24 protein-coding genes and 1 pseudogene are annotated in these 23,677 nt (G+C 61.2%); 12 read left to right on the top strand and 13 right to left on the bottom strand.

Annotation, left to right across the window (positions count from 1 at the left end):
- Both AAFN55_RS14840 and AAFN55_RS14835 read right to left on the bottom strand, forming a co-directional pair.
- Positions 1 to 1,176, bottom strand: coding sequence for a thiolase family protein (locus AAFN55_RS14840; RefSeq protein WP_347799602.1), 1,176 nt, complete (start codon positions 1,174 to 1,176; stop codon positions 1 to 3).
- A 64-nt stretch (positions 1,177 to 1,240) separates the two neighbouring features.
- Complete coding sequence (locus AAFN55_RS14835; RefSeq protein ID WP_347799601.1) at positions 1,241 to 2,815, bottom strand: AMP-binding protein; 1,575 nt, start codon at positions 2,813 to 2,815, stop codon at positions 1,241 to 1,243.
- Positions 2,816 to 3,038: 223 nt separating this feature from the next.
- Here AAFN55_RS14835 and AAFN55_RS14830 point away from each other — a divergent pair, with 223 nt between their 5' ends.
- A complete protein-coding gene (locus AAFN55_RS14830) occupies positions 3,039 to 3,614 on the top strand; it encodes a helix-turn-helix domain-containing protein (protein ID WP_347799600.1) in 576 nt (191 codons plus the stop codon).
- A gap of 7 nt (positions 3,615 to 3,621) precedes the next feature.
- Here the strand turns inward: AAFN55_RS14830 and AAFN55_RS14825 are convergent, their stop codons facing one another.
- From AAFN55_RS14825 to AAFN55_RS14795, 7 genes are all read right to left on the bottom strand, one after another.
- Positions 3,622 to 4,593, bottom strand: a complete 972-nt coding sequence (locus AAFN55_RS14825) for a branched-chain amino acid ABC transporter permease (protein WP_347799599.1) — start codon at positions 4,591 to 4,593, stop codon at positions 3,622 to 3,624.
- A 17-nt stretch (positions 4,594 to 4,610) separates the two neighbouring features.
- Positions 4,611 to 5,498: a branched-chain amino acid ABC transporter permease gene (locus AAFN55_RS14820; RefSeq protein WP_347799598.1), complete on the bottom strand. Its 888-nt coding sequence runs from the start codon at positions 5,496 to 5,498 to the stop codon at positions 4,611 to 4,613.
- A 2-nt stretch (positions 5,499 to 5,500) separates the two neighbouring features.
- The gene (locus AAFN55_RS14815) at positions 5,501 to 6,211 is read right to left on the bottom strand and encodes an ABC transporter ATP-binding protein (protein ID WP_347799597.1); all 711 of its coding nucleotides are present in this window, start codon (positions 6,209 to 6,211) and stop codon (positions 5,501 to 5,503) included.
- Entirely contained in the window at positions 6,201 to 6,965 is a 765-nt protein-coding gene (locus tag AAFN55_RS14810) for an ABC transporter ATP-binding protein (protein WP_347799596.1), read from the bottom strand. Before AAFN55_RS14810 ends, AAFN55_RS14815 begins: the two co-directional genes overlap by 11 nt.
- A 136-nt stretch (positions 6,966 to 7,101) precedes the next feature.
- Complete coding sequence (locus AAFN55_RS14805) at positions 7,102 to 8,313, bottom strand: ABC transporter substrate-binding protein (RefSeq protein WP_347799595.1); 1,212 nt, start codon at positions 8,311 to 8,313, stop codon at positions 7,102 to 7,104.
- Positions 8,314 to 8,644: 331 nt separating this feature from the next.
- Positions 8,645 to 9,874 carry an LLM class flavin-dependent oxidoreductase gene (locus tag AAFN55_RS14800; RefSeq protein WP_347799594.1) on the bottom strand — a complete coding sequence of 410 codons (1,230 nt, stop codon included), beginning with the start codon at positions 9,872 to 9,874 and terminating at the stop codon, positions 8,645 to 8,647.
- A gap of 198 nt (positions 9,875 to 10,072) precedes the next feature.
- The gene (locus tag AAFN55_RS14795) at positions 10,073 to 10,786 is read right to left on the bottom strand and encodes a GntR family transcriptional regulator (RefSeq protein WP_347799593.1); all 714 of its coding nucleotides are present in this window, start codon (positions 10,784 to 10,786) and stop codon (positions 10,073 to 10,075) included.
- A 73-nt stretch (positions 10,787 to 10,859) separates the two neighbouring features.
- On the opposite strand from AAFN55_RS14795, the gene AAFN55_RS14790 reads away from it, so the two are divergent.
- The 5 genes from AAFN55_RS14790 to AAFN55_RS14770 all read left to right on the top strand — a co-directional run bounded on the left by AAFN55_RS14790 (position 10,860) and on the right by AAFN55_RS14770 (position 15,872).
- Positions 10,860 to 11,816, top strand: coding sequence for a hydroxymethylglutaryl-CoA lyase (locus AAFN55_RS14790; RefSeq protein ID WP_347799592.1), 957 nt, complete (start codon positions 10,860 to 10,862; stop codon positions 11,814 to 11,816).
- The gene (locus AAFN55_RS14785; RefSeq protein ID WP_347799591.1) at positions 11,813 to 12,979 is read left to right on the top strand and encodes a CoA transferase; all 1,167 of its coding nucleotides are present in this window, start codon (positions 11,813 to 11,815) and stop codon (positions 12,977 to 12,979) included. Before AAFN55_RS14790 ends, AAFN55_RS14785 begins: the two co-directional genes overlap by 4 nt.
- Before the next feature lie 27 nt (positions 12,980 to 13,006).
- Entirely contained in the window at positions 13,007 to 14,014 is a 1,008-nt protein-coding gene (locus tag AAFN55_RS14780; protein ID WP_347799590.1) for a TRAP transporter substrate-binding protein, read from the top strand.
- Between the two features lie 65 nt (positions 14,015 to 14,079).
- On the top strand, positions 14,080 to 14,589 hold the full coding sequence (locus AAFN55_RS14775) for a TRAP transporter small permease (protein ID WP_347799589.1): 510 nt from the start codon (positions 14,080 to 14,082) through the stop codon (positions 14,587 to 14,589).
- Complete coding sequence (locus AAFN55_RS14770; protein ID WP_347799588.1) at positions 14,577 to 15,872, top strand: TRAP transporter large permease; 1,296 nt, start codon at positions 14,577 to 14,579, stop codon at positions 15,870 to 15,872. The genes AAFN55_RS14775 and AAFN55_RS14770 overlap by 13 nt, the downstream gene beginning before the upstream one ends.
- Positions 15,873 to 16,168: 296 nt before the next feature.
- Here the strand turns inward: AAFN55_RS14770 and AAFN55_RS14765 are convergent, their stop codons facing one another.
- Complete coding sequence (locus AAFN55_RS14765; protein WP_347799587.1) at positions 16,169 to 16,756, bottom strand: TetR/AcrR family transcriptional regulator; 588 nt, start codon at positions 16,754 to 16,756, stop codon at positions 16,169 to 16,171.
- Between the two features lie 54 nt (positions 16,757 to 16,810).
- On the opposite strand from AAFN55_RS14765, the gene AAFN55_RS14760 reads away from it, so the two are divergent.
- Positions 16,811 to 17,503, top strand: a complete 693-nt coding sequence (locus tag AAFN55_RS14760) for a DUF4336 domain-containing protein (RefSeq protein WP_347799586.1) — start codon at positions 16,811 to 16,813, stop codon at positions 17,501 to 17,503.
- 52 nt (positions 17,504 to 17,555) lie between these two features.
- A pseudogene (locus AAFN55_RS14755) lies at positions 17,556 to 17,667 on the top strand (IS630 family transposase); the annotation flags it as partial.
- 53 nt (positions 17,668 to 17,720) lie between these two features.
- Here the strand turns inward: AAFN55_RS14755 and AAFN55_RS14750 are convergent.
- Entirely contained in the window at positions 17,721 to 18,434 is a 714-nt protein-coding gene (locus AAFN55_RS14750) for an NAD(P)-binding domain-containing protein (protein WP_347799585.1), read from the bottom strand.
- A gap of 11 nt (positions 18,435 to 18,445) precedes the next feature.
- On the opposite strand from AAFN55_RS14750, the gene AAFN55_RS14745 reads away from it, so the two are divergent.
- Positions 18,446 to 19,363, top strand: a complete 918-nt coding sequence (locus AAFN55_RS14745) for a LysR family transcriptional regulator (protein WP_347799584.1) — start codon at positions 18,446 to 18,448, stop codon at positions 19,361 to 19,363.
- A 158-nt stretch (positions 19,364 to 19,521) separates the two neighbouring features.
- On the opposite strand, the gene AAFN55_RS14740 is transcribed toward AAFN55_RS14745, so the two are convergent.
- Entirely contained in the window at positions 19,522 to 19,632 is a 111-nt protein-coding gene (locus tag AAFN55_RS14740) for a winged helix-turn-helix transcriptional regulator (protein WP_347800272.1), read from the bottom strand.
- 786 nt (positions 19,633 to 20,418) lie between these two features.
- On the opposite strand from AAFN55_RS14740, the gene AAFN55_RS14735 reads away from it, so the two are divergent.
- Genes AAFN55_RS14735 through AAFN55_RS14725 form a run of 3 tightly spaced genes read left to right on the top strand, consistent with a single transcriptional unit; the run spans position 20,419 to position 23,242 of the window.
- Positions 20,419 to 21,447, top strand: coding sequence for an ABC transporter substrate-binding protein (locus AAFN55_RS14735; RefSeq protein WP_347799583.1), 1,029 nt, complete (start codon positions 20,419 to 20,421; stop codon positions 21,445 to 21,447).
- A gap of 41 nt (positions 21,448 to 21,488) precedes the next feature.
- On the top strand, positions 21,489 to 22,484 hold the full coding sequence (locus AAFN55_RS14730; RefSeq protein ID WP_347800271.1) for an iron chelate uptake ABC transporter family permease subunit: 996 nt from the start codon (positions 21,489 to 21,491) through the stop codon (positions 22,482 to 22,484).
- Positions 22,481 to 23,242, top strand: coding sequence for an ABC transporter ATP-binding protein (locus AAFN55_RS14725; protein WP_347799582.1), 762 nt, complete (start codon positions 22,481 to 22,483; stop codon positions 23,240 to 23,242). Before AAFN55_RS14730 ends, AAFN55_RS14725 begins: the two co-directional genes overlap by 4 nt.
- Before the next feature lie 186 nt (positions 23,243 to 23,428).
- On the opposite strand, the gene AAFN55_RS14720 is transcribed toward AAFN55_RS14725, so the two are convergent.
- Positions 23,429 to 23,587: a hypothetical protein gene (locus AAFN55_RS14720; RefSeq protein ID WP_347799581.1), complete on the bottom strand. Its 159-nt coding sequence runs from the start codon at positions 23,585 to 23,587 to the stop codon at positions 23,429 to 23,431.
- Between the last annotated feature and the right edge of the window lie 90 nt (positions 23,588 to 23,677).

The raw sequence follows: 23,677 nt of genomic DNA, 5'->3' as shown, positions 1-23,677 counted from the left end.
TCAATGCTCCCTCGAAAGAACTGTTACGTGCGAATCCATCCAGGTGCCGCCCGACGCCGTCTCGACCGCGTTCACCAGATTTGCGACCTGTCGCGGCCCGGCCTTGCCCATGAGCTGGCGGAAGCCTTCCACAAGGACGGCGATGCCGCCGCCGACGGCGGTGTGTCCCTGTGACAGCATCCCGCCATTGGTGGTCATCGGCAGGGAGCCGCCCGGCGCGGTTTCACCGGCGGCCACGAAGGCGCCCGCACGTTCGCCACGGCACAGCTTCAACCCGTCCAACGTTATCAGTGGCCAGACGGGATAGGCGTCGTAAATCTGCGCGAGCTGGATGCTTTCGGGGCCGATACCGGATTTGGCATACGCCTCGGCGGCAGCCTGCTCGAAGCCGAGCCTGGCAAGGTCGGTGTCTTGCGATACCGTATAGTGGGTGACGAGGGAGCCATGGCCCCGGACATAAACGGGCGTCGACGTGATATGCGGCGCATCCTCGGCCCGCGCGACGATGAAGGCGGCGGCACCATCCGCCAGCATGTTGCAGTGCTTGGCCCGCAGCGGCGTTGCGATCATCCTGGAAGCCAGCACTTCCTCGATGGTGAGCGGCGTGCGGAACATCGCATGAGGGTTAAGCTCCGCCCATTTGCGCAGCGACACGCAGACGGCGGCGAGCTCTTCCTCGGTCGTTTCGGTTTCGTGCATGTAGCGGTTCGAGGCGAGTGCGCCGACCGCATTCATGTTGTGGCCGTAGGGGGCCTCCCACTCTTCCGACACGCCCGTCGTGGAGAAGAGATCGATACCCGCCTGCTTGGGAAGCGAACCCACGGCGTCGGAATGAACGCACAGCACGTTGCGGGCGAGGCCGCCGGCCACGAGACCTTCGGCGACCGCCAACATGCTCGAGCTTGTCGCCCCGCCGGACATCACCTGGACGTTCATTTTGGCCGAACGCAACATGCCGAGCTCCTCGCACAGTCGCGAAAAGACGAGATCGACGTTGAAATGGCGCGATGCCAGCGCGCCGACCGGCATGACGACATCGATGTCGCGCGGCGACAGTCCCGCGTCGAGGATGGCGTCCCTGCAAGCGAGGATGGCGGCTTCCAACTCGCTTCTTTCCGGGAAGCGCCCGGACGGCACCTCGCCTATGCCGACCGCTGCGGCTTTCGTTTTTTGCATCAAGGCGAATTCTCCCTCGTTGACGATCGGTCGACTCACAGGCGACCGCGTGAAAGGCTTTCCGTCAGGCGGAACCGGGATCGCGGCCATCGCGATGGCCGACGACGAGAAGGGCTTCCAGCGGCTGGCGCTGGATCTTCCCCGTCGCATTGCGTTGCAGGTCTTCTTCGCGAATGAACACGACCCGCTTGGGCAGTTTGTAGCGGGCGACCTGTCCGTCGAAGAGGGTCATGACCCCGTCTTCTGTCAGCCGGTCGTCCGCCGGAACCACGAAGGCGACGGGGACCTCGCCCCAATGCCTGTCGGGCTGCCGCACCACGATAGCCTCCTTCACGCTCACGGATTGACGCAGGATGCGCTCAAGTTCGGCCGGGTAGATGTTCTCACCGCCGGACTTGATCAGATACTTTCTCCGGTCGACGAAATGCAGGGTCCCGTCCTCGTTGCGGACGAAGTCGTCGCCCATGTGGAACCAGCCGCCGCGAAAGTCGCGAGCGGTGACATCACGGGCGTTCCAGTAGCCGCTGAACAGGGTCGGCGAGCGCAGGGTCATTTCACCGATCTCGCCGGTCGAAACCTCCCGGTCGTCCTCGTCCACCAACCGCACCTGGCAGAACGATGTCTGGCGCTTGGCGAGGGATAGCGGTGCGACGCCCGGCGGAATGCCGTCGCCGCTGGCCGGAGCAATACCCGTCTCGGTCGAGCCGAAGCTGTTGAGGAACGGCGCGGATACAAGGCGTGACACGCCGGCGATATGTTCCGGAGGCACGAGATTGGCCATGCAGCCGGCACCGGCGACACGCCGGGGGGCGCGCGATGTTGCGCGCAGCACGTCGATCATACGTTCGATCATGCCGGGCATAAGGACCAGCCAGCCGACATCAATCTGTCCCAGAGCCCGGCTGATCTCATGGGGATCAAAACCATCGACCAGATAGACCGGTGCGCCGGAGCACAGGGCGGCAAGCGCGGGATCGGCGCCCGCCATGTGGAACAGCGGCGACCAGGCAATTGAACCGTCCGTGGGACGGACCGACCAGTCGACCATCATCACGAGCGCTCTTGCTATGATCGCGCGATGGCTGATGACGGCGGCCTTGGGCAGCCCGGTCGTGCCGCTTGTATAAAGGATCAGCAGGCCGTCTTCCGGTTGTGCCAATATGGTCGGTTCCTCCGGCGAACCGTCGCGAACCATTCGCTCATACTCAGCGCCGAATTCGACGACGGACACGGACAGATCCAAGCTTCGGATCACGGGCAGAAAGCGCGGGGATACAAAGATCAGCTTTGGTACGACCAGCGACAGGCAATGCGCCAGCTCCGGTGACGCCTGACGCCAGTTCTGGCACGCCGCGATCGCGCCGATCTTGGCGCAGGCCAGCAGCAGCTCGATATATTCGAAACGGTTCTCCGAGACGATCGCCAGTCGATCGCCGCGCCGCACGCCGGCGTGAAGAAGCGTCGAAGCAAGGCGATTGATACGTTCGTCGAGCTGCCGGTAGGTGACAATCGATTCGGCCTGCATCAAAGCGGGCAGATTTCCATGCGTGCGCGCCCTGTCGCGAAAAAGGGATGCGACGGTAGGACCCGCTGCAGCCAGCCCTACCAGGTGTGATGCCGATGCGTCGGTGCTCGGCATCATCCCCTCCAGCCGATCCGGGCACAGCCGCAGCCATGCCGGAGCGGGCATTTCTGCGCCTCGATGCCGGGGCCTGCCAGCGATGGCAAAGTGACAAGCCGCATTTTCTCCTCCCATGGATCGCGACGTGTAGTTTCCTGATTGTTTCCTACACGAAAACTTTTATGTCAACAACTTGTGTGCGATACTGAGCTGCCTTGGTTGGATATGCGCGGAGGGAAAGATGGAAGACGGCACCACCAGCACTCGGGAACTGGGGGCTACGCTACGCAGGCTGCGCAAGACCGCCGGGCTTACGATCGAGGCGGCCGCGCGGCGTGCCGAAGTGACGAAGGGCTATCTTTCCAAAGTCGAATCTGGCCTGTCGCAACCCTCGATCGCGGTGATCACGCGCTTGGCGGAAGGGTACGGCATTCCGTTGTCCGAGGTCTTCATCTCGGAAGGCGAGAAGAAGCCGATCTCGATCGTCCGTGCCAGTGAGAGGCGGGCCATCAACCGGAATGGAACCGAGCTGGGATACGTCTACGAGGTCGCATCGCTTAACAAGGCGAACCCGCGTTCCGAAGTCTTCTTCCTCACTTTGCCCTGCATCGAGAACAAGGGCCTGCCCCGGTTTCGTCATGCCGGTGAGGAGATTCTTCTCGTGCTGGAGGGAACCATCCTGTTCGAATATGCCGGCGCCCAGATCATTCTCGAGACGGGCGACTGCATCCAGTTCGAATCCTCGTTCGAGCACTATGGCGTCGCCATCAACGGCAGGGATGCCAAGGCGTTCGTGGTCATCACGACTGACCGGTGAGGGGGCCTCACAGCGGCCTGCGGATCAGCCGTGCCAGTGTGCCGACGATCCCATCCCTGAACGCGATCACGCAGAAGACGAACACCACGCCCTGTATGACCGTGACCCATCCGCCGAGGCTTGCGAGATAGTTCTGCATCGTCACGATGACGAAGGCGCCCACGATCGGCCCGAAGATGGTGCCGACGCCGCCGACAAGTGACATGAGCACGGCCTCGCCCGACATCGAAAAATGCACGTCCGTCAGGGTGGCGAGTTGGAACACGAGCGCTTTCATGGCTCCCGCCAGCCCGGCAAGGGTGGCCGAGAGGATGAAGATCGTCAGCTTGTAGCGGTTGACGCCATAGCCGAGCGAGATCGCTCTGGGCTCGTTGTCGCGTATGGCCTTGCAGACCTCGCCGAACGGGGAGTTCATGATCCGGTACATCGCGGCAAGGGCGGCCATGAAGATCGCGGCGACGACCCAGTAGAGGGCGCGGTCGCTGGAAAGATCGATGACGCCGAATAGCATTCCGCGCGGCACCCCCTGGATGCCGTCCTCACCACCCGTGAAACCGGTAGCCTGAAGCGAGAAGAAGTAGACCATCTGTGCCAGCGCCAGCGTGATCATGGCGAAATAAATGCCCTGCCGGCGAATGGCGAGCGACCCGAACACGGCACCGAGAACCGTCGCCGCCAGCATCCCGGCGAGGATCGCCAGTTCGGGAGGCAATTGCCAACTCGCCGCCGCATAGGCGCTGACATAGCTGGCCATGCCGAAGAAGGCGGCGTGGCCGAACGACAGAAGCCCTCCCTGACCCAGAAGCAGGTTGAAGGCCAGGGCAAGCAGCGCGAAACACAGGCACTTCATGACGAAGACGGGATAAAGGAAGAACGGCGTGACGATCAGGGCAAGGACGATCCCGACCATGATCGCGAGATGCAACCGCCTATCGTTGCGTTCATCCGGCACGGTCCCGGCATGTGCGAGGTCAGACATGATCCACTTTCCAGTATCTAAATCGAACGGCCGAAGATGCCGGACGGCTTCACGAGCAGTACGAGAACCATGATGATGAAGATCACCGTCGCCGAGAGTTCCGGGTAGAACACCTTGGTCAGCCCCTCGACGAGCCCGAGCGCGAATCCGGTGATGATGGCCCCCATGATCGAACCCATGCCGCCGATGACGACCACGGCGAAGACGACGATGATCAGGTCCACGCCCATATTGGGATTGACGGCGTAGATCGGCGCGGCGAACACCCCGGCAAGCGCCGCCAGCGCTACCCCGAACCCGTAAGTCAGCGTGATCAGCAGCGGGACGTTGATGCCGAAGGTTTCCGTCAGCGCGGGATTTTCGGTTGCCGCCCGCAGATAGGAGCCCAGCCTTGTCTTCTCGATGACGAACCATGTGAGCAGGCACACCGCCAGGGACGCGACGATCACCCAGGCCCGATAGTTCGGCAGGAACATGAAGCCGAGATTCTGGCCGCCCCGCAGCGCGTCCGGGATCTCGTAGGCCAGACCGGACGATCCGAACCCGTTGCGGAACAGTCCCTGGATGATGAGTGCGATGCCGAAGGTCAGCAGCAATCCGTAGAGGTGGTCGAGATGCGCGATCCGCGCGATCAGGAACCGCTCTATCAGCACCCCGAACGCGCCCACCAGCAGGGGAACCAGCAACAGCGCTGCCCAGTAGTTGATGCCCAGATAGTGCAACAGCATCCAGGCGACGAAGGCGCCCATCATGTATAGCGCGCCATGCGCGAAATTGATGATGTTGAGAAGGCCGAAGATGACGGCGAGACCCAGGCTGAGCATCGCGTAGAACGAGCCGTTGATCAGCCCGAGGACGATCTGGCCGAGCAGCACCTGCGGCGGGATTCCGATGAGTTCGCTCATGATCAGACCCCCAGATAGCCCTGAAGCTTCGCTATGTTCGCCTCGATCTCGGCATTGGGGATCATGTCGATCACCTTGCCTTGCTCGACGACGTAGTGCCGGTCGGCCACCGTGGCGGCGAAACGGAAATTCTGCTCAACGAGCACGATGGTGAAGCCACGCTGCTTGAGCTGCGCGATCACCTTCCCGATCTGCTCGATGATGACCGGGGCCAGTCCCTCGGTCGGCTCGTCGAGCAGCAGCAGGTCGGCCCCTGTGCGCAGGATGCGGCCGATCGCCAGCATCTGCTGCTCGCCGCCGGAGAGCTTGGTGCCCTGGCTGCTCATCCGGTCGCGGATATTGGGAAACAGTTCGAAGATCTGCTCCAGCGAAAGTCCGTTCGGCTTGAGCCGTGGCGGCAGAAGCAGATTCTCCTCGACCGTCAGGCTCGAATAGATGCCGCGCTCCTCGGGCACGTAGCCGATGCCGAGCCGGGCGATCCGGCGCGACGGCTCACCGATGGTCTCGCATCCGTTGACGAGGACAGAGCCCCTGCGCTCCGCAAGCACGCCCATGATGGATTTCAGGATCGTGGTCTTGCCGGCGCCGTTCCGGCCCAGAAGCGTCACCACCTCGCCGCGCGAGGCCTCGATATCCACCCCGTGAAGCACATGGCTTTCATCGTACCATGCCTCCAGCCCGCGCACGCGAAGCGAATGACCGTCAATGCGCATCGGAGCCTCCCGTGCCAATATATGCCTCGACGACACGCGGATCGGCTGCGACGGTTTCGTAGTCGCCTTCCGCCAGGACCTTCCCGCGCGCCAGAACCGTGATCCGGTCGGAAAGCGACGCCACGACCGACAGATTGTGCTCGACCATGAGGATGGTGCGGCCCACCGACACTTTGCGGATCAGCGCCTCGATACGCTCGACGTCCTCGCGTCCCATGCCGGCCATCGGCTCATCGAGAAGCAGCACGGAAGGGTCGAGCGCGAGCGTCGTGGCGATCTCCAGCGCCCGCTTGCGCCCATAGGACAGTTCGGCGGCTGCCAGATGGCGAAGCGACAGCAGCCCGACCGCGTCGAGCAGTTCATCGGCCGCGTCGTCCAGCGACCGCAGCACCGAACCGGAGCGCCAGAAATCGAAGGACCCGCCACGCTTGCGCTGTAGTGCGATCCGCACATTGTTGCGTACCGTGAGCTTGGGAAAGATCGCCGAAATCTGGAACGAGCGCACCAGCCCCTTGCCCGCGACCTTTGCCGGATCGACACGTGTGATGTCCTCGCCATGAAGCGTGATCGTGCCGTCGGTCGGCACCAGGAGTTTGGTCAGCAGGTTGAAGCAGGTTGTCTTGCCCGCGCCGTTGGGACCGATCAGGGCATGGATCGTGCCGCGTCGAACGTCTAGGTCCACACCATCGACCGCCTTGAAGCCGCCGAACTGCTTTGTCAGGCGCGATGCCGACAAGACGATGTCTGGAGTCATTCTTTCCGAATCCTTTGACGTTGCCGATCCGGGTCGATGCGGCCCGGCGAAGCGTGCGCCGCATCGTCCCCGACGCATTCGCGATGATGCGGAGCGCTCCTGAAACGTGGGCGCTCCGCATGTTTCGTAACTGGCGTTATTGCTTGGCGGCGATGCGCGGGCAGTTCTCGACAGGCTGGAAGGCCTGGTCTCCGGGGACCGTCGACAGCACCTTGTAGAAATCCCAGTTTCCGGCCGATTCCTGCGGGCTCTTCACTTCGACCAGATAGAAGTCGTGGATCATCTGGCCATCCTCGCGGATATGGCCATTCTGCGCGAAGAAATCGTTGACGGGCATCTCGCGCATCTTCTGCAGCACCGTCTGTGTGTCGTCCGTTCCGGTCTCGCGGAGAGCTTTCAGGTAGTGGGTCGCCGCCGAATAGACACCGGCCTGGTGCATGGTCGGGACTCTGCCGTGAAGCTTCATGAAGCGCTCTCCGAATTCCCGGCTTTCATCATTCCGGTCCCAGTAGAACGGCGTCGCCAGCAACATCCCCTGCGTGCTCTCCAACCCGAGCGCGTTTACGTCGGTCACGTCGAAGAGAAGGCCCAGAAGCTTCTGGCCGCCTGCCTGGATGCCGAACTCGGCCGCCTGCTTCACGGCGGTCTGCATGTCGCCACCTGAACTCGCCAGCGCGATGACATTCGCGCCCGACGCCTGCGCCGACAGCAGGTAGGACGAGAAATCAGGCGATGCGATCGGGTTCAGCGCCCGGCCGAGAACCTCTCCGCCCGCCGCCGTCACGGCCGCGGTGGCGTCGCGCTCGAGGGCGTGACCGAAAGCATAGTCGGTGGTGATGAAGAACCACGACTTGTCCCCCCTCTCGACCGTCGCGCGCCCCGCGACGTTCGACAGCGCATAGGTGTTGTAGGTCCACTGGATCGTGTTGTTCGTGCAGCTCTTGCCCGTGATGTCGGACGAGCCGGAACTCGACAGGAGAACGATCTTGTCCTTTTCCTCCGCGATCGACCGCACTGCGAGCGCGATGGGAGAGACCGGCACGTCGAGGACGACGTTGACGCCATCTTCATCGAACCATTTGCGCGCGATGCCGGCGCCCACGTCCGGCTTGTTCTGGTGGTCCGCGCTCACGACCTGAACCGTGAATCCTTCGAGTTCGCCTGCCATGTCGTCGACCGCCATCTGCGCGGCGACGACGGAGCCGGTCCCGTTGGCGTCCGAGAAGACGCCGGACATATCCGTCAGGACGCCCAGCTTGATCGTCTTGTCCTGTGCTGCCGCAAAACCGGCTGGCAGGACCGACACGGCGAACGATGTCGCCAACAGCAACTTGACCAGTCTGTTCATTCGAGGTGCTCCTCCCTTTAAAGCAACAAAATCCCATGGCCCGCTGACCACAGGTCAAAACGGTACCTTCACATAGCCGCGTTGGCGGTATGCATCACCTAAAGCTCTGAATCCTGCCTGGAACTTCCGGTCTCCTCCCGGCCTCCAGCTTGTTTCCTTGGAGTTTCCCTTAAGAAAACATCTTTGTCAACAACCTGGCATTCCCGGGGAACAGAGCGGCTGGCGCCGACGGAAACAATTCGGCTGTCATACTCCCCGGCCATGGTTGTTGGCCCGGGCATGCCTGCGCGCTAAACGTCGATCATCGCTTAGATTCCGTCGAGCGCGGGGATCAACCTCGTTCGGCCAGTCTGGGCATGACATGCTCGGCGAACATCGTCAGGTCACCTGGTAGGACCGGGCACATGACGTTGAATCCGTCGGCGGCCCCGCCTTCGACCCACTCCTGCATCGTGCTTGCGATGTCCTGGCCGGTGCCGACGGCCAGAAGGTGCCCGCGACCGCAAGCCACACGCGCGAGCAACTGCCGGACCGTGAGCTTTTCGCGCCGCGCCACACCCACCAGCGCAGCGACGCGGCTTTTGCTCGCTTGGTTGCCGGCCGTCATATTCAGCTCCTCCGGCAGAGGCTGCTCCAGATCGATCGACCTGAGATCCACTCCCAGGAACTCGGAGCCTTTGGCGATCAGATGCTCCAGGTTGGCGAAGCTGTTCAATTGTAACAAACGCGCCTCGGCTTCCTCCCGTGTCGTTGCCGCAATCGGAACGATGCCCGGCAGCACGCGAATGCTCTGCGGATCGCGCCCGGCGCGAACAGCGCGCGCCTTGATGTCGTTGTAGAAATCGCGCGCCTCCGAGAGGTCGGACTGCACGGTGAAAACGATGTCCGCACGCGACGCGGCGAAAGCGCGGCCTTCTTCCGAGGAACCGGCCTGCGCGAGCAGCGGACGCCCACCTGGCGGGCGGGGCACGTTGAGCGGACCGGCCGTACGCACGAAGGGTCCCTTGTGGTCGACACGATGCACCTTGGCGGGATCGAGATAATGCCCGCTTTGCTGGTCGGCGACTTTGGCGTCTTCCTCCCAACTCCCCCAAAGTGCAAGCGCGGCATCCACGACATCTGCTGCCCGCGCGTAGCGCTCAGCGTGTTCCGGCATGTCATCAAGCCCGAAATTCTGCGCTTCGAGCCGATTGGAAGACGTGACGATGTTCCATCCGGCCCGGCCATCGCTGATGTGGTCAAGGCAGGCGAAGCGCCTGGCGAGATGGAAGGGATGATCAAAGGTGGTGGATGCGGTCGCGATGAGGCCGATCCGCGTCGTTACCGCAGCCAAGGCCGACATGATCACGATCGGATCCATCGCGTCCGACAGGTGCTTGTCGGCGCCTGCCTGGAGGGTCAGCACGTCGCCAAGAAAGAGTGCATCGAAACCAGCGGCCTCGGCGCGCCGTGCGAGATCGATCCAGAAAGACAGCTTTGTCAGCGAGCGGGGATCGCTTTCCGGCATGCGCCACGCAGCCTCGTGGCTTCCCAGGCCGTAGATCACGGCGTTGAGGTGCATAGGTCGACGCTGCAAGGATGCCACGTTACACATTCTCCAAGTGAGGGTTGGGGTAGTAGCCGGCGAGGTCAATGCGGCTCCACTGTGCCTCGCTCAATTCATAGCGATTCACGCTCATCAATCCGCTCCGAATCATCAAATCCGGAACGCATCGATCCAGCACTCATCTCAAAACGGAACCCTCAATCTGGATTGCGCCTAGTTCTTATCGATGATGTCGAGCCCCTCAGCCCGGAACCGCGATCGTGTCTCGCGGATGGCCTTCGCAAGGTTTTCCTGAACGAAGCGCGTATGATTGACGATGATTTCCACGACCTCAGCGGTACGGCCCGCCAGGATCAGGTCGAGGATATGGCTGTGCTCCCTATGAGCGGTAGTGCGATTTTCCGGCATGCTTGCGATCATCCAGCGCGCGCGTGCGACACGCGTCATGATGTCGTTCATTGCGCGGATCAGAAAACGGTTTCCCGAAAGCTTCGCCAGCTCAAGGTGGAAGTCGGTGCCAATCTCGAACCAGAGTTCGTGGCCGTCGTCGTGAAGAGCGACATCGATGATCTCGCGTATGCGCTCGACATCGCTTGGCGTGGCGCGTTGGCAGGCAAGGCGCACGATGGCGCTCTCGATGTGCTCGCGATACTCAAAGACCTCCATCAACTCGGCTAGATCGATTGGCGCGACCACATGGCTTCGCTCGCCGCGCAGAACGAGGCCGTCGGCCTCAAGCCGGTGGAGCGCTTCACGGATGGGCGTGCGCGAACTGCCGAGCATCTTCTCCAATTGCCGCTCGGCAATTCGTGCCCCGGGCAGCAGGCGCAGCGTCAAGATTGCATCGCGCAATTGCGCGTAGACGCCGTCGTGCCGGCGTTGCGAAGCGGCCACGTTCGCGCTGCGGCTATCCTCTTCACCTGCCATACAGTCCTCCGCTTGACTTGGTATACCAAATTGGTGCACCAATTGTGTTATGACTTATCAGGGAGGAGAAGTCATGCGGCGAACCGAACGAACGACATTCCCGTCTCGCGTGCGCGTCGTCGAGGTCGGAACCCGCGACGGGTTTCAATCCGAACGCGACTGGATCGACACGAATGCGAAGATTAGCATTCTCAACGCGCTTATCGATACGGGTATTTCCCAGTTCGAAGCCACGTCTTTCGTCTCACCGCGCGCCGTGCCCCAGTTGAAGGACGCCGCCGAGCTGATGGCGGCTGCCGACCGGAGCTCCGGTGCGAAGCTAACGGCACTGACGCCCAATGAGCGCGGCGCGCGCGATGCGGTCAACGCCGGTGTCGATGCCATTGTCCTGTTCGTGTCGGCGTCCGAAAGTCACAACCTCAAGAACTTGAACGCGACGCGCGCGCAGACGCTTGCCGGATTCCAATCGGTGTGCGCATTCGCGAATGCGGCTGAAACGCCTGTTCATGGCGCGATCGCGACGGCGTTCGGCTGCCCGTTCGAAGGCGAGATCGACGTCGCATCGGTTGTCGAGATCGCGTCCGCATACCGTGCACTCGGGATCACGCACATAACGCTTGGCGACACGACGGGCATGGCGACACCTCCGCTGGTATTCGAGCGCTGTGCGAAGCTGTACGACATGGTGCCGGATATCGAACTGTCTCTGCACTTCCACAATACGCGCGGCGTCGGTCTGGCCAATGTCTATGCCGGTCTTCAGGCTGGCGTGACAACATTCGAATCCTCCGTCGCGGGTTTGGGAGGGTGTCCTTTCGCGCCTGGCGCGACGGGCAATATCTGCACTGAGGATCTCGTCTATCTCCTGCATGAGTGCGGGATCGAGACCGGTATCGATCTCGAAAAGCTTCGCGAGGTCGCGCTTCATGTCGAGAGCGTCATCGGCAGGAAACTGCCGGGGCAGGTCATGAACGCGGGACCCAGGCTTCGCACGAGCGCGCTCGATTCGGTCGCGACGGCGGTTGGATGAGCCAACGGCTGAAACAACCGCTTGAAAGCATCCGGGTCATCGATCTGACACGCGTCCTGTCAGGTCCCTTCTGCACCATGCTACTCGGTGACATGGGCGCGGAGATCATCAAGGTCGAGCCCCCGCAAAAGGGCGATATCGTTCGCCAGCAGGGCGAGATCCGCAACGGGCTGAGCTGGTATTTCGCCGCCTTCAACCGCAATAAGAAGTCGGTCGAGCTCGACCTTTACGATGAAGGCGACAAGGCTCTCCTGGCCGAACTCATCCGCACGGCCGACGTTCTGGTGGAAAATTTCCGGCCCGGCATACTTGACCGCATGGGCCTTGGTATCGAAGCGCTTAAGGCACTCAACCCACGCCTCGTCACCTGCAGCATCAACGGTTATGGCAGCAACGGCCCTTATGCCGATCGTCCGGCTTTCGATTTCATCGCGCAAGCCATGAGCGGCTTCATGAGCGTCAACGGTCGGGCCGATCAGGAGCCCTTGCGCAGCGGTCAACCCATCACGGATCTCGTCGCCGGGCTCTATGCCGCCTTTGGTGTCGTGAACGCGTTGCGTGCTCGCGATGCAAATGGGGAGGGGCAGCATGTCGAGAGCGCGATGCTGAACGGCATCATCTCCTTCATGGCCTATCTGGCGAGCGAACATCTGATGACCGGAGAGCTTCCAGCCCGTACTGGCAACGACCACCCGCTCGTCGCGCCTTACGGCCTTTTTCGCGCGCGTGATGGTGAGGTGGCGGTCGCGCCCAGCAATGATGTGGTGCTGCGCCGCTTCATGCGCGTCATCGATCTGGAAGCCATTCTTGACGACCCGCGCTTCGACGACAATGCGAAACGTTTCGCGCGTCGCAACGAACTCAGTGGCTTGATCGACGAACAGATGACGCGTCAAAGCCAGGCCTTCTGGATCGAACGATTGAACGGAGCGGGGGTGCCGAGCGGCAAGGTCCAGAACATCGCCGAGGCGCTCGCTCATCCGCAGATCGCAGCGCAGGAGATGGTCATCGAAGTCGATCATCCAGGTAGAGGCAGCGTCCGCATGACGGGCTTTCCCGTCAAGCTGAGCGACACGCCTTGCGTCGTGCGCATGCCGGCGCCGGAACTGGGCGCCCACAATGAGGAGATATTGGAGCCGTTGCGACGAGGGCGACCGGCTTGAGGCCAGATCAAATGGGAGGACATAACGATGCGGATTGAACTTGAACTGAGAAGGGCAGGGCGGGCGTTGGTCGTCGCCTCGATGCTGCTGGCTGGCACCGCCATTGCGAGCGCGCAGCAGATCGAGGTTCACAACACGATGGGACCCGGCGGCTCAGAGGAAGCCGCGATCCAGCGTTTCGCGGAAATCGTTTCGGAGCGTTCGGGCGGACGTCTTGAGATCGCGCCCTATCTCGGTGGCCAGCTTGGCGGCGAGACCGACGTGCTCGAACTGATGAATCTCGGCCAGACGCAGATGGCGCTGACCGGGGGCCTGTTCATGAGTCAGTATGCGGCCGAATACGACGCAGTGACGGTTCCTTTCGTCTTCCCGACGTGGGAAGCGGTCGAGTATTTCCTGATGGAAACGGAATCGGGCAAGGCGATGCAGGCGCAATCGCGCGAGCGCGGTAACATCGTCTATCTGGGGCCGCAGATGCGCGCCTTCCGCCACATGACATCGAACCGCGCCATCAACGAGCCGGCCGATCTCCAGGGGCTCCCGATGCGCATGCCACAGGTTCCGGTCTGGATGGATGTGTGGGAAGAACTGGGCGTCCAGTCGGTCGTCATCCCCGCTCCGGACATCTACTTCGCGATGCGGACCGGGCAGATTCAGGCGCATGAAAACTCGCTTGCCTCTCCCTATACGCGCCAGATGTGGGAAGTGCAGGACTATATCGTCACAACTGCGCACCTGTCGTTCCCGTGGCACTGGGTTGCATCAGCAAGCTGGTGGGACGGATTGGACGAAGCCGATCAGGAATTGATTATCGAGGCAGTCGAGGAAGCACGGGCGCACGGTTACGACGTCGAGCAGGAGCGCGACGCCTACTATCGCGAGGCGCTGATCGAGAACGGCATGACGTTCATCGATGTCGATCAGGCTCCGTTCCGTGCCGTGGCCGAGCCGGCTGTAGCGCGCGCGCTTGCATCGATGGCGGATACGGTCCAGGCCGACATCGAGGCGTCGATCGCCGCGACCGGCAGCGAATAGTCCGTGCAAGGACCGGGCCGCACATCGTCTGCTGCCCGGCCGTCGTCAGGTGGAGATATGCAACAATGGAACGCGTCGAAAGACTCGCAGCGCGAGCGCTCGAACTCGCGGCAATGGCTTTGATGATGACACTCGTCATCGTCATCGCCTACTCGGTAATCGGCCGGCAATTTTTCCGAATTTCGGTGCCGTGGTCGGAAGAGATCGCGGCAGGCACCTTGATGTGGATGGTGATGCTCGGATCGGCCGCCGCGTGGTATCACCGCCGCCATCTGGTCGTCGACCTCGTGATGCGCCGGGTTGGAAAACGCATGCTGCTCGTCATGACGATCTTTGTGGAGATCGCATCGATCGTGCTGCTCGCGACTGCCTTCATTGGCTCCGTCTCGATGATGAGCGTCAGCGCTCACAACTCCACCACGGCGCTCGGCATCAGTTACAGTTATCTCTATCTAGGCCTCGTCATCGGGCTCGGATCGATGATCCTGTTCAGCCTGGCCTACCTTGCGCGCCTGTTCATCCACGGCACAGCCATTCTGCCGGATTATGCTGAGGTGTCAGAATGGAATACCTGACGATCTTTTTCGGGCTGATGGTCGTGCTGTTCGCGATCGGCATCCCCATCGCCATATCGATCGGGCTGACCTGCCTCGTCGTCCTTGTCATCAGCGGTGGCTGGTCGGCTATTCCGACCGAGCTTTTCGCCCTGCAGATGATGCGCGGCCTCAACAATTTCCCGATCCTTGCGATTCCCTTCTTCATCTTCGCAGCGAGCTTGATGAATGTCGGCACGATCGCCAGCCGCATCTTCAACTTCGCGAACGCGCTGGTCGGTCATGTCAGGGGCGGTCTCGGCCATGTGAACGTCATGGCCAGCATGATTTTCTCGGGCATGTCATCCACTGCCGTCGCCGATGTCGCCGGGCTTGGCCAACTCGAACTCAAAGCCATGCGTGAGCGCGGTTATCCGCGGCGTTTTTCCGTGGGCATCACCGGTGCAAGCTCGATCATCAGCCCGATGATCCCGCCCTCGATAGCGCTTGTCGTCTATGGCTGGCAGTCAGGCACGTCGATCGCGTCGCTCTTCATGGCGGGACTGATCCCCGGCTTCCTCGTCGGTTTGAGCCTGATGGCGACAAGTTTCGCCGTGTCCTTCTGGATTCCGCTTCCGCGCTCGCCATGGCCTGGCATGCGCGAGACCTTGCGGCTGTTCTGGGCGGCCTTTCCGCCTTTGCTCACGCCGCTGATCATCGTTGGCGGCATCTGGTCCGGCATCTTCACGCCGACCGAAGCGGGCGCGATCGCTTCGATCTACGCGCTCTTCCTCGGCTTCGTCGTCTATGGCGACCTCAACATGAAGTCGTTGATGGAAGTGCTGTCGCAGACGGTGCGCTTCAGTTCCATCATCCTGTTCATCATCGCGATTGCCACTTTCTATGGCTGGCTCCTGGTGAGGCTCAGGATACCGCAGGAACTCGCGATGCTCCTGAGTGGTCTCGACGTCTCCAGCACGGCAATCCTGTTCGCGATGGTCCTGTTCTTCCTGGCGATCGGCTGTTTCATGAGCGTGGTCGAGGCCATCCTTATCTTCACGCCGATCTTCATGCTGACCATCCAAGCGCTTGGAATTGACCCGGTCTATTTCGGGATATTGATGGTGCTGACGCTTTCGGTCGGCGTCATCACGCCGCCATTCGGAAACGTCCTGTTCGTCCTGATCGAGATAACGGGTTTGCCCTTCGAGAAGGTGGTGGCAGCCGTGGCTCCATTCATCATCCCTATCCTGCTCGTCATCGTCCTTTTGGTGGTTTTCCCAGAGATTGTGACGTTCCTGCCGGACCTCGTTTCAGGTCGCTAACCAATCGATAGTGCCGGCGGTCAACCCTCGCGACTGCGAGGGTTGACTATGGCGATGCTATCGCGACAGCGGCCGGTCTCTCCAAACGTACCGTCTGGCGCTATTTTCGCTCAAAAGAGGTCGCCATCGAGCCGCTCTTCCCTGCAACCGGCCTCCACTTCGTCGAGCGCGTCTGGCTTAGCTCGCTGGGCGTGAGCTTCCCGCATGAACCGCCATGTTCAAGAAGATGCAGCTTTCCGGAGGCCGGCATAAGTGTGAGAACGGCCGAAATGGGGGCGGTTCCTCCGTCTCAGGTTTCAAGAATTGCGCGATGAGCGTTCCCCGATACCCTCGACAACAATGCGGATGATGCGTCTGATTTCACCTTCGCTGAACTGGCCTCTGGGAATGGCTGAAAGCATCGCCTGCCCGTAGATTCCGAGGAGGACAAGCGCCATGAAATCAGGGTCATCATCCCTGCGAATAACACCCTGCTGTTGGCCGAGTATCAAAATGTCCCTGACAAGCCGCTGGAATGACGGCCGGGCGAGGGGCGGGTCACGGGATGGCCTTTCTTCAGGGGCAAGGGCCAGCTTTGCAAGCGAAGGATTGTCCAGACACCAACGCGCGCTGTCGAGAAAAACGCCTTCAAGCAACGAAAGTACGTCATCGCCAGCCGCCATTCGATCGCGATACGGCGCGTCGTTTGCCTCCACGCGGGCTATGAGCTGCGCAGCGATTTCATCTTTCGAGGCGAACAGATTGTAGACCGTTTTGCGGGTCAGGCCGGCCCGGTTCGCGATTTCCTCAACGGAGGTGCCAGCAAATCCTTTCTCCCGAAACGCCGCGTAGGCAGCATCGAGAATGAGAATTCGGGACCGTTCCGTTCGCTTAAGGATTGCCATATTTATACAGCGGTATAAATTTACACAGATGTAAATAATAGTGGGGCAATTGCTGTGCTACAAGAGTTCGGCCCGAATATCTGGATCGTCGAGGGGCCGGCGGTTACGGCGGCGGCCGGATTTCGCTATCCCACGCGCATGGCCGTCATCAGGTTGACCAATGGTCATCTTGTCATTTGGTCGCCGACCGCGCTCTCAGACGAACTTCGCGCCGAAGTCGATACGTTAGGGGCGATACGGTATCTGGTCCCGCCCAATTCCCTCCATCACACATTTCTTGGCGACTGGCAGCGGACATATCCTGACGCCAAGGTCTATGCGCCGCCCGGCCTGCGGGAAAACCGCAAGGATATTAGGTTCGACGCCGATTTTGCTGATGGGCCAATTGGGGCATGGGCAGGGGAGATTGACTACGCGATCATGTGGGGCAACCGCATCACAACGGAAGTCGTCTTCTTTCACCGCCAGAGCGGGACCGCGATTTTCACCGATCTGATTCAGCAATTCCCTCGCGGGTGGTTTAAGGGCTGGCGAGCGCTCGTTGCTCGACTAGACCTGATGACGGCCGCCGAACCTACGGTGCCACGAAAATTTCGGGTCGCCTTCACCGATCGGCGCGCCGCGCGTGAAGCTCTCCGGTATATTCTGGCATGGCCTACGGAAAGGGTGATTATAGCCCACGGCCCTCCGATCACCGATGACGGGGAAGCGTTCCTGCGCCGTGCGTTTCGTTGGTTAGCTGACTAGGGATGAACTTCACCGGCCTGTCGCTAAAATCTCACACACCGTCCCAAAACGCGGGGTGCGGCTCCTGTACCTCCCCGCCATACTCGCCGGACTTCTACCCGATCGAGATGGCTTTCTCGAAGGTAAAGGCCCTGCTCGGCAAGGCCGCCGCCAGAACCGTCGACGAAACGCAGTGCGGCATTCGCCACCCCGAAGGGGCGTGTCGATCCCGGATGCCTCAGAGATCCTGCCAGGCAGGAGCGATGGAGGTTCCTCTGCCCAGCGCATATCCAAAGCGGATATTGAGCATGGCGAGAGGCTCGATCAGCCGGGCGGCGTCGAGTGCGCCTGTCTTCTCGGCCTTGAAACCGGAAGCAGTGACGAGCGCCTCGACCTTGCTGACGGCGTCGTGGTCATTGCCGGCCAGGAAAACAGGCACCGTCGCCGTCTGGGCGGCAGGCAGATCGAAGATGCTGGCGAACACGGTGTTGTAGGCCTTCACGATCTTGGCCGACGGCGCAATCGCCTGCAGTTCTTCGGCGGCCGACGTCGTATGGCCGATTGTCAGTCCGGAAAAGTCAGGCTTCACCGGATTGGTGATGTCTATGACGATCTTGCCGGACAAGCCGGAGTGCTTCGCCACTTCAATGGCGGCCTCGTAGGGGAGCGCCAGAATGATGACGTCGGCACGCTGAACAGCATTGTCGATGTCGAGGACTTCGGCGCCATTGCCCAGAGCAGCGGCGAAGGCGATAGCGGTCTCCGCGTTGCGGCTGGAAAGGACAAGATTGGTTTCGCCCGAGAGGCGCTTGGCAATGCCCTTGCCCATATTGCCCAGGCCGATGATTGCAGTTGTCGTCATTTTCCGTCTCCAGATTGCGCGTTGATGGGCGGGATATAGGTCGACTCGCTGGCTGTGATAATTGCTTGTCCTTGAGGTTGTTAATTGCATAAAAGTATCGAATGACCGACTTCGACAACCTGCGCACATTTGCCGCCGCCGTTAGATTGGGAAGCTTTGCGGCTGCGGCGCGTCATCTAAATTTGTCGCCCGCAATGGTGGGACGCCGGATTCAATCGCTCGAAGAACGCTATCACCTGAAACTGATCGAACGCTCGACCCGAAGCCAGCACCTGACGGACCAGGGGCGCGCATTTCTGGCACGTGCCGAAGCCGTGCTGGAAGCCGCCGAAGCGCTGGCCGAGAGCGGCGATGGCGACGGTCTGTCGGGCCGCATCAGGATCACGGCTCCCGTCATGTTCGGCATCACGCGTTTGACATCGATCCTGGCCGATTTTGACGCAAAGCATCCCGATGTCACCCTCGAGGTCAGTCTGACCAATCGCCGCGTGGACCTCATAAGAGAAGGTTTTGATCTCGCCATCCGCATTGGCGAACTGCCCGATTCCACTCTGGTGGCCCGGCGATTGGGGACCTATCGGTTTGTGTGTTGCTCTTCTCCGGACTTCATCGGGCAAAATGGAGACCTGTCGCACCCCAGCCAACTGACGCGAGTCAGATGCTTGCGTCACCTCGATCTGGTGCCGCGCGACCGATGGCCATTCATTGGCCCCCACGGGGAAAAACTTGTCGTCGAGATCGGCGATGGCATAGAAATTGATTTCGACGAAGCGCAGCGCAAGCTCGCGCTTGCGGGGGCGGGTGTTGCATACCTCCCCCTGGATCTGGTGGAGCAGGATCTGGGCGAGGGGAACCTGGTGGCAATGTTTCCGGGCTGGACAATGCCAAGCATGCCCATCCATTCCGTTCAACCCTCAACTGGCTTCATGCCTCGCAGGGTGAGAGAACTGGTCGAGGCCGTCGCCATGAACCTGCGTGACCACTCTCGAAACGTTGGCCTCGCCGAAGAAGGCATGTGATCAAACCTGACTGAAAAGCGGCCAATTGGGCCGACCGCTGTGACCTGGAAATAGCCGGTCTGCCATCGGCCCCATTGGTGCCACTAGAACCCGGCGTCTGGAAAGGCACCTTTTGGACGATCGGTTGAATCCAATGACCCAAACCGGCCATCAGACCTTCAAGCAACATCCCTAGCCTTGAGCCACTGGCCAAATTCCTCAACCACGGTCACGACCTTGCTTAGCCTTTGGCCGTCCTGTGTGAGGGCATATTCCACCTTTACCGGAATTGTCGGATGGACGGTGAACTAACGACCTGATGCCCCGGTGCCAATGTGACGGGGCATGGACGGCTGGTTTTTTGCCGAGGCATCACCTGTGATCTGCCCGTCTGGTGAGCGGAATGATTGCTTGCCATGCCTGAATGGTGACAGGTCGATCGTCAGGGCACTCTATATTAGGCGGGTATATCCGGAGAGGCGCCCGCCATCGTTACTTCCCATATTCCTGCGCGGCTATAAGCACCATCTCGGTTATCTCTGAATGCAATGGCCAAATGTCTAGAACGGCACGCGACAATGCTTTGCCACGACCCCGTCGGTGTGAGGCTGATTCAATAGCGCGTCTTGCGAGCATGGTTCGCAACTCTTCGAGAACGCTCTGAGGCTGCCTATCGGGAACACCCCTGGGATCAGTCGAATGCGATGGAGATTCGAGAGCATGAATGGCCTCTTGAATGCGAAGCAGCACCGCGACTGACTCCCTTTTGCCGTTGTCCGCATTGGATATCTTATCGTCCGAACGCTGACAGACAGCAAACCACCTCCAACGGGTCCTGCCGTCCGCCTGTGGGCGAAAGGATTCATTCCGACCGAACGGGGACCGGATCCGGACAGTCCGGTCATGGATTCAGCCGAAACTACATCAAGCCTAAAAGCGGACGGTCCACACATCAAAGAGCCGCCGCCAGTCGTCGTTTTTAATATGAGATTTTCAGTCTTGTTTTTGTGGCCAATCGAAGCTAGGTGAGCCGCGGGCACATAGCTGCCTCACATTCCCTTGTTTGGATACTCTCTATGTTTTTGGTGAAGTCGGTCGGTGCCTTATGTGGCCTGATGCTCCCTCTCGCTCTGTCGCTGTCACCCGCTCAGGCTGCCTCGACGGTTTATCCGCTCACGCTCGACAATTGCGGGGTCGCCCTTACTTTCGAGAAAGCGCCGGAGCGCGCCGTTACGCTCGGCCAGAACAGCGCTGAAATCCTGCTGTTGCTGGGCGTCGAGAACTCCATGGTCGGCACAGCCTTCTGGCCGTCCGAAGTGCTGCCTGAACTGGCCGCAGCCAATGCCAAGGTCAAGCGCCTCTCCCAGGAAATCCCGACCCTGGAATCCATTCTGGCAGAGCGCCCGGACTTCGTTGCCGCCCAATTGGCTCATCTGCTTGGCCCCGACAGCAAGGTCGCCAAGCGCGAGGACTTCGCCAATCTGGGCATCAACAGCTATCTGTCCCCCGGCCTGTGCGTTGCCAACCACGATAGCGGCGACGTCCACGGCGCCCGCGCCGAGCTGTGGAGCATGGATCTGCTCTATCAGGAGATAGACGAACTCTCGCAGATTTTCGACGTGCAGGACCGCGGCCAGGAACTGATCGCCAGTTTCAAGGCCCGTGAAGCCGCCCTGCGTGCCCGTGTTTCCGACGAGACCCAGGACTTGTCCTATGCCTTCTGGTTCTCGAGCCCGAGCCCGGAGGCAGATGCCTATCTCGGCGGCAAGAACGGTTCGTCCGGCTTCATCGCCGATCTGCTCGGTGGTCACAACGTCATCCAGACCGAAGTGGAGTGGCCGACAGTCAGTTGGGAAGGCATCATGGCCGCCAATCCGGACGTCATCGTCGTCGGCCAGGTCGCCCTGACCCGCGGCTGGGAACTCGACAAGGCCGAGAACAAGATCGCCTTCCTCAAGGCCGATCCTGCCATCAGCCAGCTTGAAGCCGTCAAGCAGAACCGTCTCGTCGTCATGGACGCACAGGCCATGAACCCCACGATCCGCACCATCTATGGTGCCGAACAGGTTGCCGCACAGTTGGAAGAGCTCGGCCTCTTCAAGTGACCAGGCTGAAACGTCACTTTGGGGAACAGGCCGGTCTCGGCCTGTTCCTTCTGCTGTCTTCCGCCTTGCTCCTGTTGGCCATCGCGGCGGGAACGGGTATCGGCGAAATGCCGATCCCGCTCAACACGACCTTCTTCGCTGTCACCAACCGTCTCGGCTGGACGGGCATCGAACTCGACCCGATCCATCAAAGCGTCATCTGGGACTATCGCCTGAGCCGCGCGCTTGTCGCCGCCTGTTGCGGTGCCGGGCTGGCGCTCTGCGGCGCAATCCTGCAATCGCTGCTGCGCAACGCCTTGGCAGAGCCTTATGTGCTGGGCGTTTCCGCCGGGGCCTCCACCGGCGCTGTCGCCATCATCATTTTGGGCTTTGGCGCCGGAACGATGACGTTATCGGCCGGTGCCTTTGCGGGTGCCTTCGCTGCTTTCCTCTTCGTGGCCCTGCTGTCGGATGGCGCGCGCGCCGGAGCCGGCAAGACCATCCTGGCCGGCGTGGCCGCCAGCCAGTTGTTCAACGCCCTGACTGCCTATGTCGTCAGCACGTCGGGCAACGCCCAGCAGGCGCGCGACGTCATGTTCTGGCTGCTCGGCAGCTTTGGCGGCGTGCGCTGGCCCGAATTTCAACTGGCGCTTGCCGTCGTGGTGGTCGGCTTTCTGGTCTGCATGTACTTTGCCAAGGCGCTCGATGCCTTTGCCTTTGGCGACGATGCCGCCGCCTCGCTGGGCATTCCGGTCGATGCCGTGCGGGTCATTCTGTTTGGCGTCACCGCCCTTCTGACCGCCACCATCGTCTCGATGGTGGGCTCGATCGGCTTTGTCGGCCTGGTCGTGCCCCATGCCGCCCGCTTCATCGTCGGCCCCTCCCATGTCCGGCTATTACCGACCTGCGCCGTCACCGGGGCGATCTTCATGGTGGTGGCCGATATTGTCTCGCGCATCATCCTGCCCCAGCAGGTCCTGCCCATCGGCGTCGTCACGGCCCTTGTCGGCGTGCCGTTCTTTTCCGTCATTCTCTACCGTTCGCAGCGCGTAAAATGACCATCAAGGCAGAAAACCTCACCTGGAAGGTCGGTCAGGCCAAGATCGTCGATGGCGTTTCGCTCACGGCGGAGCCGGGCAAGATGCTGGGCTTGCTTGGCCCCAACGGCTCGGGGAAATCCTCGCTGCTCCGTCTTCTCGCGGGTCTTCGCAAGCCGCATTCTGGAACCGTGACGCTCGATGACAAGGACCTGCGTGAGCTTAAGCGCTGCGCCATTGCCCGGCGCGTGGCACTGGTCGAGCAGCACGCCAATACCGAGTCCAACGTCAGAGTACGCGATGTGGTAAAACTGGGCCGTATTCCGCATCATCCGCCTTTGGGCGGCTGGACCAAGGCTGACGACGACGTGGTCGATGGCGCCCTGGCTCGCGTGGGCCTGAGCGACCGGCACGAACAATATTGGCAAAACCTCTCCGGGGGCGAACGCCAGCGGGTCCATATCGCCCGCGCCCTTGCGCAGGCCCCGACTGAAATGCTGCTCGATGAGCCGACCAACCATCTCGATATCCAGCATCAGATCGAACTGCTGCGCCTGATTTCGGATATCTCGCTGACCTCGATCATCGCCATTCACGACCTCAACCACGCAGCCATGTTCTGCGATCGTCTCGTTGTGCTGGAAAAGGGCCGGATCGTCGCTCATGGCACACCTGAAGAGGTTCTTACCGAGCAATTGCTGCGCGACGTATTCCGCGTTGAAGCCAGCGTTGCGGCTTCGCCACATCACGGCAAGCCGCATATCCACTACATGCGCTAAGGGCGAGGGCAACGCGGCCGAGTTCGACCGGCTTCACTGAATAGGGCAGCCCGTGCACGGCCGCACCATGCACAAGCAAGGAGCGGATGTATCCGATGTCTATTCCCGCTGCGACCAGCCCAGCGCCATCCTCGACCCGTTCCTTGCCAAGCTTGACGACTTGCTCGCGATTGAGGTTCGCTGTGTTCAGATTCCCGAGCCTTGCGCGCAGCAAATCGAGACTGACCCCTTGGAACGACCGATTTCCTTGCCAACTTCCACCATATCCGCGATATGCAGGTCGATGAGGTCCGGCGCGGGCGTCTGGCCCAGGTCGATCTCCCGCTCAATTCGGCGCGCCCGCATTTCGCGTCCTTGCTGAGCGAGACGCTGTTGCTGAGGTCGTGGCCCCTGCAACCGCGCGGTACGAAACGCGAGAACGAGCCGATATCGTGG

Source organism: Mesorhizobium sp. CAU 1732, assembly GCF_039888675.1.
Lineage (GTDB): Bacteria > Pseudomonadota > Alphaproteobacteria > Rhizobiales > Rhizobiaceae > Aerobium.
Note: the sequence above shows the minus strand (reverse complement) of the source record. Positions and strands in the feature narration are given on the sequence as shown.